Origin of the sequence: Mesorhizobium sp. M1E.F.Ca.ET.045.02.1.1 (assembly GCF_003952485.1) — a bacterium.
Lineage (GTDB): Bacteria > Pseudomonadota > Alphaproteobacteria > Rhizobiales > Rhizobiaceae > Mesorhizobium.
The window spans coordinates 5,979,177-5,994,214 of record NZ_CP034447.1; the positions used below are offsets into that span (position 1 = coordinate 5,979,177).

Here is a 15,038-nt window from a genome sequence, read left to right on the forward strand (position 1 = left end):
CGTTCCGTCCAACACCCCTCATCCGTTCCGAGCTTCGCTCGGCCACCTTCTCCCACAAGGGGAGAAGGGAAATACGCTCTGCTCACCCGACCTCGATGAACCGGATGATCGTATCGCCATAGCCGCGCTCGTCCACCACGGAAAAGCCGGGGCCCGGCTCGAAGGGCGCGGACGCCGCCTCCTCGACCACGCAAAGCGCGCCGGGCAGAAGCCAGCCCCCGGCCTTTGCCGAGCGCAGCGCGCGCTCGCCGAGCCCCTTGCCGTAGGGCGGGTCGGCGAAGACCAGACCGAAAGGCGAAAGCGTACCGGCCTCGCCGAGATGAATGGCGTCGCGGCGGAAGATCTTGGTACGGCCGGTGAGCCCGAAGCTCTCGACGTTCTCGCGGATCAGGCCGCGCCCTTCCGCCGATTCCTCGATGAAGACGCAGTAGGAGGCGCCGCGCGACAAAGCCTCCAGCCCCAGCGCGCCGGTGCCGGCGAAGAGGTCGAGCACCCGGCCGCCTTCGAGCTTTTCCGCATGGCGATGCGCCAGCACGTTGAACACCGCCTCGCGGGTGCGGTCGGTGGTCGGGCGGATGGCATTCGAACGGGGCGTCGCCAGCGGACGCCCGCGAAACTCACCGCCGACGATCCGCATTGCCACCTCTCGGAGCCTTAGGACCACGCGGCCTGTCGCCACCGCTTCCCTCGGGTCGATCGCCCCGTGGCTTGCCAAACGGCTTGCCCTTGCCGCCGGGCTTGAACGATGCCTTGCGCGCCTTCGCCTCGGCGGCCCTGGCGGCTTCGGCCTCCGCCCTGCCCTTGCCGATAGGGCGCGCGCCCGGCGCCATCCAGACATTGGCCTTGCGCTGGCCGGGCGGCTCGATCGGGCGGGGTTCGCGTTTGCTGCCGCCCGGCTTGCCGCCGAAGCCGCCGCGTTCGGACTTGCCGAAGCCGGACTTGGGACCGCGCTCGCCAAAGGCCCTGTCAGGCCTGGTCGACAGCTTGCCCAGCGCCTCGTCGCGGCTGCCTTCGCGGCGCTTGCGGGCCTTGATCAGCCCGCCTTCGCCGATTGGACGGCGGTCGCCCTCGCGCGTGAACTTCGGCCGCTCTGCCTCGTCGTGGCGCGGGTCGCTGCGTCGCACCGGCTTGTTGGAAAAGGGCTTTGTGATCTCGGCATCGAAGTTGGCGCCGGACTCCTCGATCAGCCGTTCGCCGAGCTGGTCGCGCAGCACGCGTCCCTTGATCTCCAGCACATGGCCCTCGGGCAGGTCCTCGAGCTGGAATGGCCCATAGGAAATGCGGATCAGCCGCGTGACATCGAGGCCAAGCGCGCCAAGAATGTTCTTCACTTCGCGGTTCTTGCCTTCGCGCAGACCGATCGTCAGCCAGGCGTTGCTGCCCTGCTCGCGATCGAGCGATGCTTCGATCGAACCGTAGAAGACGCCGTCGACAGCGATGCCTTCGCGCAGGCCGGCGAGCGCGCTCTCCTCGACCTTGCCGTGGACGCGGACGCGATAGCGCCGCAGCCAGCCGGTGGCCGGCAGCTCGAGCACACGCGACAGCCCGCCGTCGTTGGTGAGCAGCAGCAGCCCTTCCGTGTTGATGTCGAGCCGGCCGATGGTCATCAGCCGCGGCAGATCGGCCGGCAGCACGTCGAAGACGGTCTTGCGGCCTTCGGGGTCGCGGTTGGTGGTGACCACCCCCGCCGGCTTATGGAACAGGAACAGCCGCGTGCGTTCGATCGGCGGGATCTCCGTGCCGTCGAGATGGATGATGTCGTCGGGCGTGACATTGAAGGCCGGCGAGGTTAGCACCTTGCCGTTGACCTTGACGCGGCCGGCGGCGATCAGCTCCTCGGCATCGCGGCGCGAGGCGATGCCGGCGCGCGCCAGCCGCTTGGCGATACGCTCGCCGGCTTCGGGCGCTGCTTCCGAAGGGCGCGGACGCGGCTTGAAGCCGCCCTGCCTGGGCGCGGCGTCGCGCGGCGAGCGATCGCTGAAATCGCGCTTTGGCCGGTCCGCGAAATCACGTTGGGGACGGTCGGCGAAGTCGCGCTTGGGACGGTCGAAGCGCCTTTCGCCGCGCTCGCCTTCAGCGGCCATCGGCCGGTCGCCGCGTGGCGTATAGGGTTTGCGCGCGCCGTCGCGCTTCTCGAAGGACTTGCCCTCTGGGCGGGGTCCTTTGCGGAACGGCTTTTCGCCGCGCTCGGCACCCTCGCCCGCTTCGCGCGGCTTATAGCTGCGCTTGAAATCGCGGCGCTCGCCGTCGGCAGCCACCGGCCGATCGCCACGTGGCGTATAGGGTTTTCGCGCACCATCACGTTTCTCGAAGGACGTGCCCTCGCGGCGCGGTCCCTTGCGGAACGGCCTCTCGCCGCGTTCCGTGCCCTCGCCCGCTTCGCGCGGCTTGTAGCCTCGCTTGAACTGCGGCCTCTCGCCTTCGGCGGCCATCGGCCGGTCGCCACGCGGTGCATAAGGTTTGCGCGCGCCATCGCGCTTCTCGAAGGGCTTGCCCTCGGAGCGCGGCCCCTTGCGGAACGGCTTGTCGCCACGCGGCGCCGGTTTCGACCCGCCTTTGCGCGGCCCCTTTTGTCGTGATGATTTCTTATCGTCGTCCATATGGATCTTGCTCGTCTTGGACTGCTACAGCGCACGCGCCCGTTCGGACGCGCAACGCAGGCAGTGTCATCTTGATTTTGCGCGTACAGCAGCGCGGCAAAAACCGATTCCGGTTTTCAGGGTCACGCGCTAGATAACAGGATCACCGTCGGGTGGCGAGGAGTAATCGGAATGGAAAGCGCGTGAAGCGGCCGGATTTCATGGCTTTGGCGCTCAAGGAGGCCGAGGCGGCCGCAAGCCGCGGCGAAGTGCCGGTCGGCGCGGTGATCGCTAAAGACAACGTTGTGGTGGCGAAGGCCGGCAACCGCACGCGCGAACTCGCCGATCCCACCGCCCATGCCGAGATGCTGGCGATCCGCGAGGCCTGCCGGAAACTCGCCAGCGAGCGGCTCACCGGCCACGATCTCTATGTGACACTGGAGCCCTGCGCCATGTGCGCCGGCGCCATCTCGTTCGCCAGGTTGCGCAGGCTTTATTTCGGCGCCGCCGACGAGAAGGGCGGCGCTGTGGTCAACGGCGTGCGCTTCTTCGCTTCACCGACCTGCCACCATACGCCCGATATCTATCCGGGGTTAGGCGAAAGCGAAGCGGCCTTCATCCTCAAGGATTTTTTCCGCGGTAAGCGGGAAATATAGAGCAGCGACGCAGCCGGCTGTGCAAGGAAGCTTACAGGCCCAGCCAGTCGAACCAGCCGCCGCTCTTCTTGCCTTCCGCCTGCGCCTTGAGCCGGCGTTCCTTCTTGTACTCGTCCTCGCCGAGCTCGTTCTGCGGCGCGGTGTCGGAGGCCTGACGATAGGCCAGCGGCGGCTCGCTCAGATATTTGCGGACATTGGGGTTGCCCTGCTTCTGCTCCGCGAGGCGGCGCTGGATCTCAGCGGTGCGGGTCGCGCTGGAATCGTCCGGCGACCAGCGCGGCGGGTGGCTGGAAGCCGAATCGGCCATCGCCTTCTTCACCGCCACCGGATCGGTCTGCACGTCCTCGACGGCCTCCGGCTGGTAGTTCGGGTCGTTCTGGTGGGCGGTGGCGTCGGCGCGGATGCGGGCGCGGCGCGCCTCGGGCGATTCGGGCCAGTCGGCGCTCGCCGTCTGGATGCTTTCCTGCGGCGCCGGCAGATTTTCCTTCTGTCCCGGCGCGGGCTTCACCAGATCGGGACGCGGCTTGTAGTCGATCGGATCGCGGTGCTTCGGCGTGATGGCGATGGCTCCGGAAACGTCATCGGCGAGCTGTTCGGCGGCGGTCTTGTCGGTTCCGTAGGTCGGCGAGCCGACACAGCCGGACATGGCAATGGCCGATGCCACAAGCGGCGCCAGCAGCGCGGCGCGCGCAAACGTTCTTTCGGTCATGCCAAAAAGTCCCACTCTAACAGCCTCTCGGTCGCCACCGGCCACAGGGGCACGGTCCCCTTCTTCCCCGCATTTGCGATGGAAATCCGGCGACAATTTGTCTGCCGGAGTGTCGCGTGTTTACCTCAACCACTTATTAAGGGCAACGCGCGGGCGGATAAGGGCCGCCCGGCGTGGCACTTTTGCACCGGCTTATGAACAGGCGTCTACGAACGCCCGAGTGCTTTCAGCTCATGCAGCACGGCCGCATCGCGGGCCGAGACATCCGGGAATTCCGGGTCCTGCCCGACGTCGGCGGTGTAGCGCCAAGAGCGCGCGCATTTGACCAGACCGCGATCCTCGGCCTTCTCGACCACCACGGCCACACCCTTGACGTCGTCCAGTATGAAGGCGCCCTGCGGAGCGTTGCCGTGCTCGATGACCAGGTCGCTGGTGATCGCCATCTCGGCCATGTCGACATCGGCGATCGCGGCTTCGAGCGCCGCGTCGTCGATGGTGACCACCGGAACGGCTTCCAGTGAGGAACCGATGAGCTTGTCGGCGCGCGCGATCTCGAGCGCGCCGGTGACGACACGGCGCACCTGCCGGACCTTGCGCCATTTCTCGGCCAGCGCCTCGTTCCGCCAGTTCTGCGGTATGACCGGGAACTGGTCGAGATGCACCGAGACGGCATCCGGGTGGCGGTCGAGCCAGGCTTCTTCCATGGTGAAGGGCAGCATCGGCGCCAGCCATTTCACCAGGCATTCGAAGAGGTGGCGCACCACCTGCACCGCCGCCTTGCGGCGCAGGCTGGACGGCGCGTCGCAGTAGAGCGCGTCCTTGCGGATGTCGAAGTAGAAGGCCGAGAGCTCGACCACCATGAAGTCGAGCAGCGCACGGGTGATGCGTTTGAACTCGAACGCGTCGTAGCCCTGGCGCACCACCTCGTCGAGCTCGGACAAGCGGTGCAGCATCAGCCGCTCGAGTTCCGGCATCTTGTCCAGCGGAACGTCCTCGCCCTCGTCATGGGCAAGCGTGCCCAGCATCCAGCGGATGGTGTTCCTCAGCTTGCGGTAGGCGTCGATATTGGTCTGCAGCACGTTCTTGCCGAGCCGCTGGTCTTCCCAATAATCGGTCGTCACCACCCAGAGCCTGAGGATGTCGGCGCCGGACTGTTTGATCACGTCCTGCGGCACCACCGTGTTGCCGAGCGACTTCGACATCTTGCGGCCTTCCTCGTCCATGGTGAAGCCATGGGTGATGACCGTGTCGTAGGGCGCCCTGCCCCTGGTGCCGCAGCTTTCGAGCAGCGAGGAGTGGAACCAGCCGCGATGCTGGTCGGAGCCCTCGAGGTAGACGTCTGCCGGCCATTTGAGATCGGGACGGTCCTGCAGCGTAAAGACATGCGTCGAGCCGGAATCGAACCAGACGTCGAGGATGTCCATCACCTGATGCCATTTCGAGGCGTCGTGGTTGCCGAGGAAACGGTCCTTGGCGCCGAGCGCGAACCAGGCATCGGCGCCTTCCTTCTCGAAGGCGTCCATGATGCGCTCGTTGACCGCCTCGTCCTTCAGCACGTTGCCGTCCGCGTCGGCGAAGACGGCGATCGGCACGCCCCAGGCGCGCTGGCGCGACAGCACCCAGTCGGGACGCTCCTCGATCATGGCGCGGATGCGGTTCTGGCCCGCCGCCGGCACGAAGCGCGTGTCGTCGATCGCCTTCAGCGCGCGGCTGCGCAGCGTCGTGCCGTCGCCGAGCTCCTTGTCCATATAGACGAACCATTGCGGCGTGTTGCGGAAGATGACCGGCTTCTTCGAGCGCCAGGAGTGCGGATAGCTGTGCTTGAGCCGGCCGCGCGCGAACAGCGCGTTGCGCTTGATCAGCTCGTCGATGACCGCCTGGTTGGCATTGCCCTTCTTGCCGTTGTCGTCGATGACGCGCGCCGCACCGCCCTCGCGGTCCGGGCCGAAGCCCGGAGCGTCCTTGGTGAAGAAGCCGGCATCGTCGACCGGGAAAGGGATGGTGGTGTCGACGCCACGCTTAAGCAGCTCGGCAACCGCGTCCATCCAGGCGTCGAAGTCCTCGCGGCCGTGGCTGGGCGCGGTGTGGACGAAGCCGGTGCCGGCTTCGTCGGTGACATGCTCACCGGCGACCATCGGAACCGGGAACTCGTAGCCGCCGGCGAGACCCTTGAAAGGATGCGAAAGCGTAAGGCTTCCAAGCTGTTCGGCCGAGACGCTGTGAAGCCTGTTCAAGGTGACCTTGGCCTTGGCGGCGCTTTCTTCGGCGAGCGCGTCGGCGAAGATCAGCTTCTCGCCGGGCTGCGGGCCGAAGGCATTCTCCGCCGCCGTGACCTCGTAGAGGCCATAGGCGACGCGCAGCGAATAGCTGACGGCACGGTTACCGGGGATAGTCCAGGGCGTGGTCGTCCAGATGACGACATGCGCCTCGACGAGATCGAGCGCGGTCTCGCTCAGCGCCGTCGCGGCGTCGGCACCGGCGACCGGCTGCGCAAGGCTGGCGACCGGGAACTTCACCCAGATCGTGTCGCTCTCATAGTCCTGGTACTCGACCTCGGCCTCTGCGAGCGCGGTACGCTCGACAACGCTCCACATCACCGGCTTGGAACCGCGATAGAGCTGGCCCGACATGGCGAATTTCAACAGCTCGCCGGCGATGCGCGCCTCGGCGTGGTAGGCCATGGTGGTGTAGGGATTGTGGAAATCGCCGATGACGCCGAGGCGCTGGAACTCGTCGCCCTGCACCTTGATCCAATGAGCGGCGAAGTCACGGCATTCCCTGCGGAATTCGTTGACCGGCACCTCGTCCTTGTTCTTGCCCTTGGCGCGGTACTGCTCCTCGATCTTCCATTCGATCGGCAGGCCGTGGCAGTCCCAGCCCGGCACGTAATTGGCGTCGTAGCCGCGCATCTGGAAGGAGCGGTTGATGACGTCCTTGAGGATCTTGTTCAGCGCATGGCCGATATGGATGTTGCCGTTGGCGTAGGGCGGGCCATCATGCAGCACGAACTTCTCCCGGCCGGCGGTCTCCTGCCTGAGCTTGCGGTAAAGGTCCATGTCCTGCCAGCGCTTGACCAGGCCCGGCTCCTTCTCGGGCAAGCCGGCGCGCATCGGGAAATCCGTCTGCGGCAAATAAAGCGTTTTGGAATAGTCGATCGTCTCGGACGCATCGGTCGTAGGGGTATCGGTCATCGATCTGCCATCTCAATTGCCCGGCGGCGGAAGCGCCCGGGCGTTGAAGTATCATGTTCTGGGCAAAGCGCGAGGAGCGCGCGAAAACTCCCGGCGGCTCCGGTGGCGCTCAGGCCACCCGGAACACCGGGCCCGTAATTCGTATCGCGATCGCGAAAAGGCGCGAAAAGCTCTTCATCGCGTGGCTTTTAGCGGATGGCGCGGCAGGAATAAAGCGCGGATTTCAAGGCAAAGCGCCGGTTTCCTGCCCTACATCGAGAAATTGAAGCGATAGGTGGTCGACACGCCAACGGTCCACTGGTTGCGGTCGCCGCGCTCCTTGACCAGGCTTGAATCGGCCGCCGGCCCCATCAGGCGCGAATATTCAGTGAAGACGCTGGCCGTCATCGGATCTGTCACCTTCCAGGTGATCGCGCCGCCGAGGCCCGTCGACTTCAGCCCACCACCCGGATGGTATTCGCTGAGGCCCGAGGCGGCCGCTTCCTTGGCGTTGACGCCGTAGTAGGCGTCGAAATAGTCGGACGAAGCAAAGGAAACGCGAGGACCGCCTGAGATGCGGACCGTCGGCGTGACATCGTAGAAGGCGTCCGCCGCGATGTCGGCGACGAAGCCGTTATGGGCGCGAATGCCATGCCGCAACTCCGCCCGCGCCCGGACCCAGTCGAGTGGATAGAATTCGAAGAAGCCGCCAACTTCGCCGCCCCAGTGCACAGGATCAAGGCCTTCCAGCTCGTCCTTGCTGTCGCGCGAGAACAGGAACTTGCCGGTGAGGCCTGCGCGTACGCTGCCGTCGTCGATCAGCCCCAGCGAAATGTTGTCGTTGCGCGAGGTGAAGCGCGCCTCGGGGCCGACCTTGCCGAGCGAGATGATGGGCTGGGCACTGAGCATATACTTCTTGCCGCCCTCGAAATTCGGGGCGACAAGGCCGGTGGCGCCGAGCGTCAAATACCAGTCGCCCGAAATCCAGCTCCCCTCGCCCGCACGGGCTGCGGAGACGGCCATCAGGCCAGAGGCGAGAACCAGCGGAATCGTCCCGACAATACGCATCGTCACCCCTTACGCGAAACAGGCCGGCAGGAACACCCGGCAGCGCTCAAGCCATGGCGCCGGTTCGGTAAAATTTGACTTAAAATCCGTAACATCGGTGACGGCGGCCCAAGCGTTTTTTTCGCCAGGCGGCTCGCTGGACGGGCCACGCCATCGGGACTACCTTCGGCTGACCCGCAGGATGCGCGGCGAATTCTGGAGGGAAACCGAACCATGACCTTTCAAGACGATGCCCTGAGCGACGCGATCGGCCGGACGCGCGACAAATGGGGATGGTTCGTGGCGCTGGGCGTGCTGCTCTTGATCTTCGGCGGCATCGCCTTCGGCAATCTGTTTATCGCCACCGTCGCCTCGGTCTATGTCGTCGGCTGGCTGATGCTGATGGCCGGCGCCATCGAGATCGTCCACGCCTTCGGGGTCAAGACCTGGGGCCGCTTCTTCTACTGGCTGCTCAGCGGCCTGCTTTACGCCGTCGCCGGCTTCTTCGCCTTCGATAATCCGTTGCTCGCCTCGGCGGTGCTGACGCTTCTGCTGGCCATCGCGCTCGTCGCCTCCGGGCTGCTCAGGGCCTGGGTGGCCTACAATCACCGGCCGGAGCAAGGCTGGGGATGGCTGCTCGTGGCCGCCATCATCACCATCCTGCTTGGCCTGATCATCGCCATGGGCTGGCCTGTCAACAGCCTGTGGGTGCTCGGCATGTTCCTGGCCATCGACCTGATCTTCCAGGGTTGGAGTTTTATTGCCATCGGGCTGGCGTTGAAGAGATAGCTTACCTCAAAAGCAGATCGCGGCGTCCAGCTCCGACAGTGGCCGCACGCCGGAGAGCAGCGCCCTCGCCTCGGCTTCGTCGCGCTTCATCTGCACCACCAGCGCATCGAGCCCATCGAATTTGAGCTCGGGGCGCAGGAAGCCGAAGAAGGACACCCGGCAGGTCTCGCCGTAAAGATCGCCGGAGAAGTCGAACACAAAAGTCTCGAGCAGCGGCGCGCCGTTGTCGTCGACGGTCGGGCGGCGGCCGAAGCTGGCGACGCCGTCATGCAGCATGCCGTCGGCGCGGCGGAAACGGACGGCGTAAATCCCTTCCTTCAGAGTGGCTTCCGGCGAAAGCCTCATATTGGCGGTCGGGAAGCCCAGCGTGCGGCCGAGCTGCTGGCCGCCGATCACCTCGCTCTCGACGGTGAACCGGTAGCCGAGCAGGCCGGCGGCCTCCTCCACCTTGCCTTCGCAAAGCAGGGCGCGGATGCGGCTCGACGAGACCACCTCGGCGCCCTCGTCGCGGAAGGCATCGACCAGCGTGACGCCGAAGCCGTGGCGTTCGCCGGCCGCCATCAGGAAGGCCGGGCCGCCCTGACGATCCTTGCCGAAATGGAAGTCGAAGCCGGTGACGGCGTGGCTGATGCCGAGCCTCGTCTCCAGCACGTCGGTCACGAAAGCATCGGCCGAGAGCGAGGCGAAGTCGCGCGTGAACGGCTGCTCGACCAGAGCGGCGAAGCCGAGCTCGGCCAACAGCCGCGCCTTCATCGGCGGCGGCGTCAGCACGAACAGCGGCACGTCCGGCCTGAACACCTTGCGCGGATGCGGCTCGAAGGTGAGCACCAGCGCCGGCACACCGCGCCGGCGGGCCTCTGCCAGCGCCCGCTCCAGCACGGCGAGATGACCGCGGTGGACGCCGTCGAAATTGCCGATCGCCACGACGCCGCCGCGCAGATGGGCAGGCAACGGCGCGACCGCCGAAATGCGTTCGAAAGCTTCACTCATGTCCGAGGCGTCCGTCATGGCCACGCTATAGCCTATTGCAGCCGCGGGATGACGGCGACCGGCCGGTAGCCGTGCTTTGAAAGAAAGCCCGCCAGCCTTCCGGGATCGGGCCGCAACGGATCGCCATAGTCGCGGGCGTGGATGCCGCCCGAGACATAAAGCACGTCGAAGCCGTTGTCGGCGGCGCCCTTGACGTCGGTCATCATGCCATCGCCGATGGCGAGAACTTTTTTGCGCTCGACCGCGTGGCCGAGCAGGCCGGAAACCTCCTTCATGGCGACATCGTAGATCGGCGCGAAGGGCTTGCCGGCGATCAGCGTGCGGCCGCCGAGCTGCGCATAGTCGCGCGCCAGCGCGCCGGCGCACCAGATGGTGCGCTCGCCGCGCTCGACCAGAATATCGGGGTTGGCGCAGATGAACGGCAGGTTGCGCGCGCGCAGCCGCCGCAGCAGCTCCGCATAGTCGGCGGGCTTCTCCACCTCGTCGTCATAGAGCCCGGTGCAGACGACACCGGATGCTTCGAATTCCTCGACGAGCTCGACACCGAGACCGTCATAGAGGGTGAAGTCGCGCTCGGGGCCGATGTGGAAGATCTTCCTCGGACCCTCGGCGATCAGGTCACGCGTGACGTCGCCGGAGGTGACGACGCGGTCATAGGCGCCGGCCGGAACGCCGATCACGTTCATCTGCGCGACGACATCGGCGCTGCGGCGCGGCGAATTGGTGATCAGCACCACCGGCACTTTGGCCGCGCGCGCCCGGGCCAGCGCTTCGGCGGCAATGGGAAAGTGCCATTCGCCATTGTGCACCACGCCCCACACGTCGCACAGAATGGCGGCGTAGTCTCCCGTCAGGTCGGCGAGCGAAGCGATGATGTCGGGCGAATCCGCCATGCCGTTTCCTGATCTGATCCCTGATTAACCGTGACAGCCATTCCTTTGGTCCGGAGGCCGTCACCGCCGGTCCCGCATAACCGAAGCGCTTCATCCTGTCATCAGCTTTCGCCGTCGCCGGCAGGCGAGCCCCGATATCGCCCGTTCGGAAGCGCAGGGTTAATGGACCGTCAAAAAGGCGGTGCCTTCTTGATGTTTTCGCGCAAGGTGAAGTTTAAAGATTTGTGACCATGGTTGCAGCTCAAATACGACCATGGTCGTACATCGATATGGGTCTTTAGCGGGGGCTAACGCAATGATCCGCGAATTTCTACGCGACAGGCGGGGCAATTATGCCCTGATGACGGTTATCACGATGGTGCCGCTGATGGGCGGCGTGGCGCTTGCAGTCGACTACACGGAGTTGGTCCGGGAGCGGCAGGAGACGCTCAACGCGCTGGACGCCGCCGGCATCGCCACGGCGCAGCAGATCGTCGGTGGGGCGACCGACGATCAGGCCAAGGCCTACGCCAAGCAGTTCTTCGAGGCCAATCTCAGGCATGTCCTTCCGGCCAACACGACGCTGACGGTGACCCTGCCCAACAACAATGCCGGCGGCGGCACGCTGGTCATGCTGGCAGCCCTGAAATACGAGCCTTATTTCCTGCCAGTGGCGGCCATGCTGCTGGGCGGCAAGGCGGGCGACACCACCGTCAATTTCTCGGCAAAGTCGGAGATCCGGCTCAAGAACACGCTGGAAGTCTCGCTGGTGCTCGACAATTCCGGCTCGATGGCCGAACTCGGCCATGGTTCCAACCAGGTGCGGTTCGATTTGCTGAAGGGCGCCGCCAAGCAGCTTGTCGACCAGTTGGCCGGCCAGGCGCAATTGATGAAGCAGGTCAGCAAGCCGGTTCAGTTCAGCCTCGTCCCGTTCGCCGCCTCGGTCAATGTCGGCCCGGCGAATGAATATGCAAGCTGGATGGATCCCAAGGGGATTTCGCCCATCCATCATGAGAATTTCGACTGGACGACGATGAGCCAGACGGCGTCGCCCTGGGGATCGACCAAATATGCGGAGAAGGTCGGCGACGCTTGGTACGCACGCGGAACCGGCTGGGACGCGACCCAAAAGGACCGGGAACTGACGCGCACGTCGCTCTACAAGCAGATGCAGCGCGTGGCAACAACGACGTCCACGACCACATGCACCGGCACGGGCTGGAATAGGGTTTGCACGACCACGACATCACCAGCAACCTATGCCAGCATCGCGAGTTGGGGCGGTTGCGTTGAATCGCGGCCATATCCCTATAATATCCAGGACACCGCCGCTTCCACGGCGACCCCTGCGACATTGTTCGTGCCGATGTTCGCTCCAGACGAAACCGACAACAACGATGGCTCTTGGCGCCCCGCCTACAGCAATTGGCATGTCGATATGTCGACAGGCACGGACGCGGAACGGCAACGCTACATGCCGAAATATTTCAGTCCAGGTACCGGAGTCACCCTTGCCTACGGGATGGACGCAGGACCGAATACAAGTTGCACCACCACTGCGATTACGCCGCTGACCGATGTCTCCACCACGGCCGGCGCGAGCGCGGTCAAGACGGCCATCGATGCCATGGTCGATGTCGGCGCCACGAACGTGCCGGAAGGCATGGCCTGGGGCTGGCGGACCCTTTCCAGCACCGCACCTTTCACCGATGGCCGGTCCGAAAGCGAGAGGGGCAACGACAAGGTCGTCATCGTGCTCACCGACGGCGCGAACACTTACTACACGCCAAACTCATTGGGAGCCAACGACCTAGCCGGCGCCAAATCCACCTACTCGGCCCTGGGTTATGTGAAGCCGTACAACACTACCTACTCCTATGGCCGCCCGTTCCTCGGCACCAGCAGCAGCGTCAGCAAGACCGATTATTCGAACGCCAACTACACGAAGGCGATGAGCGAGCATTTCGCCACGCTTTGCGACAATGCCAAGGCGGCTGGAATCATCGTCATGACCATCGCGCTCGACCTCGATGCCGGCAATACGACCGAGGCCGCGCAGATGAGCGCGTTGAAGACCTGCTCGTCCGATTCGCGCTTCCGCCAGGATCCGAACGATCCGAGCAAGCCGGCGAAGCTGTTCTGGAACTCGACCGGCGCCACGCTGTCGGACGACTTCAAGGCGATCGGCAACGAATTGTCGAACCTGCGCATCGTCAGCTGATCCGAAAGGGGGCAACTACCAAGATGCGCGAATTCTGGCGTCGATTTTGCCGTGACCGGCGCGGCAATTATGCCCTGGTGACAGCGATCGCCATGGTGCCCCTGATGGGCGCCGTGGCGCTGGCCGTCGACTTCAGCGAACTCAACCGCCAGAAGCAGATGGTGCTGAACGCACTCGACGCCGCCAACTTCGCCGCGGCGCGGCGACTTGCCGAGGGCGCGACGGACGACCAGATCAAGGCCTATGCGGTCGACTTCTTCAATGCCAACCTCAACAACATCGATCCCGCGAACGTATCGCTCGATGTCACGCTGCCCAGCAACCAGGCCGGCGGCGGCTTGCTGACCATGAGCGCGACACTCAATTACCACCCCTATTTCTATCCGGCGTCGGCACTGCTCGTCGGCGTGAGCGAAGCCGACGCGAACAAGCCGGTCAAGCTCGACATGAATTCCCAGGTGCGGCTGAAGAACACGCTGGAAGTGGCGATGGTGCTCGACAATTCGGGCTCGATGTCGACGGCAGGCACCGGCACCGGGCAGAAGCGCATCGACCTGCTCAAGCAGGCCGCCAAGCAGCTCGTCGACACGCTGGCGCAGCAGGCGGCGCAGATCAAGCAGATCGACAAGCCCGTCCAGTTCAGCCTCGTGCCTTTCGCCGCCTCGGTCAATGTCGGACCGCGGAACGACAACGCCCCGTGGATGGATACTTACGGCCTGTCACCGATAGCCAACGAGAATTTCGACTGGTCGACGCTGAGCGCGTCCGACAAACACGCCGAGAAGATCAACGGCATCTGGTACAAGAAAGGCACCGGCTGGGGCGCGGAGGAAGGCCAGATCCTGACCCGCTTCGAGCTCTACCGCGACATGAAGGTCGTCACCAGCCACGAACGTATCGCCGGCAGCAAGCGCGTCGTCTGCGACGAATACCGCGACAACCACACCTGCAAGCGCAGCCATGACGAATACGACTATGTCGACACTTACGGCCCGTTCGCCAGTTGGCAGGGATGCGTCGAGGTGCGGCCCTATCCTTACAATGTCGACGACACGCCGGCTTCGGGCAGCCCCAACAACACCGGCACCGGCGAAGGCGACCCCGCCACCATGTTCGTGCCGATGTTCGCGCCGGACGAGCCCGGCAACCACTGGTATGTGACCCAGGACCCTGACGAGCCGAAGCCGGTGACCTACGGCGCCGCCAACAGCTGGTGGAACGACGAGCCGTCGAGCACCACCGGCAAGACCAGGCAATCCAATATGGCCAAGTATTTCCAGCCGCGGCCGATGAATGCGCCGGTGCTGAGCAAGGGCGCCGGTCCCAACTACAGTTGCACCACGACCCCGATCACGCCGCTCACCGACGTCACCAATGCGGACGGGCTCGCCGCTATCAAGGCGGCGATCGACCTGATGGTTCCCAACGGCAACACCAACGTTCCGGAAGGCATGGCCTGGGGCTGGCGCACCGTCTCCAGCGCGGAGCCCTTCACGGAAGGGAGGCTGGAGACCGAACGCGGCAACGACAAGGTCGTCATCGTGCTCACCGACGGCGAGAACACCTATTCGACGGTGAGTTCCGACCCGGCCGGAAACAAGTCGACCTACGCCGCCTACGGCTATACCGGCGTCGGCTATAACGGCACCTCGGTCACCCGCCTGTTCGGCGGCACGTCGAGCGACATCGGTCAGTTCAACTACACGTCGGGCAACTATACCGCCGCGATGAACGAGCAGATGGCCAAGCTGTGCGACAACGCCAAGGCGGGCAACATCATGGTGATGACGGTGGCCCTCGACATGTCCTCGACCGATGCCGACGACAAGAAGGCGATGGATGCGCTCAAGGCCTGCTCGTCCGACTCCCGCTTCCGCAAGGATCCGGCCGACCCCAGCAAGCCGGCCAAGCTGCTCTGGAACGCGACCGGGGCGACGCTGTCGGACAACTTCAAGGAGATCGCGAACGAACTGTCGAATTTGCGGGTTGTGGGGTAAGGCCGGAA

The 15,038-nt window shown here is 64.9% G+C and carries 11 protein-coding genes; 4 read left to right on the top strand and 7 right to left on the bottom strand.

All coding sequences use genetic code 11. The features are described from left to right. Window positions 1-82: 82 nt before the first annotated feature. Both rsmD and EJ070_RS28925 read right to left on the bottom strand, forming a co-directional pair. Complete coding sequence (rsmD, locus tag EJ070_RS28920; protein ID WP_126094413.1) at window positions 83-637, bottom strand: 16S rRNA (guanine(966)-N(2))-methyltransferase RsmD; 555 nt, start codon at window positions 635-637, stop codon at window positions 83-85. After that, window positions 618-2,600 (bottom strand): pseudouridine synthase, encoded by a 1,983-nt coding sequence (locus tag EJ070_RS28925; protein ID WP_126094414.1) that lies wholly within the window; start codon window positions 2,598-2,600, stop codon window positions 618-620. The genes rsmD and EJ070_RS28925 overlap by 20 nt, the downstream gene beginning before the upstream one ends. Window positions 2,601-2,782: 182 nt before the next feature. Here EJ070_RS28925 and EJ070_RS28930 point away from each other — a divergent pair, with 182 nt between their 5' ends. Then, window positions 2,783-3,235 carry a nucleoside deaminase gene (locus EJ070_RS28930; protein WP_126094415.1) on the top strand — a complete coding sequence of 151 codons (453 nt, stop codon included), beginning with the start codon at window positions 2,783-2,785 and terminating at the stop codon, window positions 3,233-3,235. A 31-nt stretch (window positions 3,236-3,266) separates the two neighbouring features. Here EJ070_RS28930 and EJ070_RS28935 read toward each other — a convergent pair whose 3' ends face one another. The 3 genes from EJ070_RS28935 to EJ070_RS28945 all read right to left on the bottom strand — a co-directional run bounded on the left by EJ070_RS28935 (window position 3,267) and on the right by EJ070_RS28945 (window position 8,182). Further along, the gene (locus EJ070_RS28935; RefSeq protein ID WP_126094416.1) at window positions 3,267-3,944 is read right to left on the bottom strand and encodes a hypothetical protein; all 678 of its coding nucleotides are present in this window, start codon (window positions 3,942-3,944) and stop codon (window positions 3,267-3,269) included. Between the two features lie 206 nt (window positions 3,945-4,150). Then, window positions 4,151-7,135 (bottom strand): isoleucine--tRNA ligase, encoded by a 2,985-nt coding sequence (gene ileS, locus EJ070_RS28940; protein WP_126094417.1) that lies wholly within the window; start codon window positions 7,133-7,135, stop codon window positions 4,151-4,153. 249 nt (window positions 7,136-7,384) lie between these two features. Next, window positions 7,385-8,182, bottom strand: coding sequence for a MipA/OmpV family protein (locus tag EJ070_RS28945; protein ID WP_126094418.1), 798 nt, complete (start codon window positions 8,180-8,182; stop codon window positions 7,385-7,387). 213 nt (window positions 8,183-8,395) lie between these two features. On the opposite strand from EJ070_RS28945, the gene EJ070_RS28950 reads away from it, so the two are divergent. Next, window positions 8,396-8,950, top strand: coding sequence for an HdeD family acid-resistance protein (locus EJ070_RS28950; protein WP_126094419.1), 555 nt, complete (start codon window positions 8,396-8,398; stop codon window positions 8,948-8,950). A gap of 6 nt (window positions 8,951-8,956) precedes the next feature. On the opposite strand, the gene EJ070_RS28955 is transcribed toward EJ070_RS28950, so the two are convergent. Further along, window positions 8,957-9,940, bottom strand: a complete 984-nt coding sequence (locus tag EJ070_RS28955; RefSeq protein WP_126094420.1) for a bifunctional riboflavin kinase/FAD synthetase — start codon at window positions 9,938-9,940, stop codon at window positions 8,957-8,959. A 32-nt stretch (window positions 9,941-9,972) separates the two neighbouring features. Further along, entirely contained in the window at window positions 9,973-10,833 is an 861-nt protein-coding gene (locus EJ070_RS28960; RefSeq protein WP_126094421.1) for a TIGR01459 family HAD-type hydrolase, read from the bottom strand. 295 nt (window positions 10,834-11,128) lie between these two features. Between EJ070_RS28960 and EJ070_RS28965 the strand changes: the two genes are divergently transcribed. Together EJ070_RS28965 and EJ070_RS28970 are read left to right on the top strand one after the other, a co-directional pair. Beyond that, window positions 11,129-13,033 (top strand): pilus assembly protein, encoded by a 1,905-nt coding sequence (locus EJ070_RS28965; protein ID WP_126094422.1) that lies wholly within the window; start codon window positions 11,129-11,131, stop codon window positions 13,031-13,033. 23 nt (window positions 13,034-13,056) lie between these two features. Next, window positions 13,057-15,030: a pilus assembly protein gene (locus EJ070_RS28970; RefSeq protein WP_126094423.1), complete on the top strand. Its 1,974-nt coding sequence runs from the start codon at window positions 13,057-13,059 to the stop codon at window positions 15,028-15,030. Window positions 15,031-15,038 lie beyond the last annotated feature (8 nt).